Origin of the sequence: uncultured Shewanella sp. (assembly GCF_947491715.1) — a bacterium.
In the GTDB taxonomy this organism is placed as follows: domain Bacteria; phylum Pseudomonadota; class Gammaproteobacteria; order Enterobacterales; family Shewanellaceae; genus Shewanella.
Window position 1 is genome coordinate 1 of sequence record NZ_CANLKR010000095.1, and the last position, 1,191, is coordinate 1,191.

The window sequence follows — 1,191 nt, forward strand, 5'->3', positions numbered from 1 at the left end:
TAAGCTGCTGGCAGTCGCAGATACCAGGTGGCTGCAACTGTTTATCAAAAACACAGTACTGTGCAAACTCGCAAGAGGAAGTATACGGTATGACGCCTGCCCGGTGCTTGAAGGTTAATTGATTGGGTTATCTTCGGAGAAGCTCATGATCGAAGCCCAAGTAAACGGCGGCCGTAACTATAACGGTCCTAAGGTAGCGAAATTCCTTGTCGGGTAAGTTCCGACCTGCACGAATGGCGTAATGATGGCCACGCTGTCTCCAGCCGAGACTCAGTGAAGTTGAAATTGCGGTGAAGATGCCGTATACCCGCGGCTAGACGGAAAGACCCCGTGAACCTTTACTATAGCTTGGCACTGAATATTGACCCTACATGTGTAGGATAGGTGGGAGACTTTGAAGCATTGTCGCTAGATGATGTGGAGTCAACCTTGAAATACCACCCTTGTAGTGTTGATGTTCTAACCGCGGCCCCTGAATCGGGGTCCGGGACAGTGCCTGGTGGGTAGTTTGACTGGGGCGGTCTCCTCCCAAAGAGTAACGGAGGAGCACGAAGGTTGGCTAAGTACGGTCGGACATCGTACGGTTAGTGCAATGGCATAAGCCAGCTTAACTGCGAGACAGACACGTCGAGCAGGTACGAAAGTAGGTCATAGTGATCCGGTGGTTCTGAATGGAAGGGCCATCGCTCAACGGATAAAAGGTACTCCGGGGATAACAGGCTGATACCGCCCAAGAGTTCATATCGACGGCGGTGTTTGGCACCTCGATGTCGGCTCATCACATCCTGGGGCTGAAGTCGGTCCCAAGGGTATGGCTGTTCGCCATTTAAAGTGGTACGCGAGCTGGGTTCAGAACGTCGTGAGACAGTTCGGTCCCTATCTGCCGTGGGCGTTGGATGATTGAAGGAAGCTGCTCCTAGTACGAGAGGACCGGAGTGGACGAACCGCTGGTGTTCGGGTTGTTATGCCAATAGCATTGCCCGGTAGCTACGTTCGGAATCGATAACCGCTGAAAGCATCTAAGCGGGAAGCGAGTCCTAAGATGAGTCATCCCTAGGAATTTAATTCCTCTAAAGAGCCGTTCGAGACTAGGACGTTGATAGGTCAGGTGTGTAAGCGTTGTGAGGCGTTGAGCTAACTGATACTAATGACTCGTGAGGCTTAACCATACAACCCTAATGGGTTTTACCA

Annotated in this window: 1 rRNA gene; it reads left to right on the plus strand. The window is 51.6% G+C overall.

From position 1 onward, the window contains the following. Window positions 1–1,169 (plus strand): 23S ribosomal RNA (locus Q0779_RS23630); the annotation flags it as partial. Window positions 1,170–1,191 lie beyond the last annotated feature (22 nt).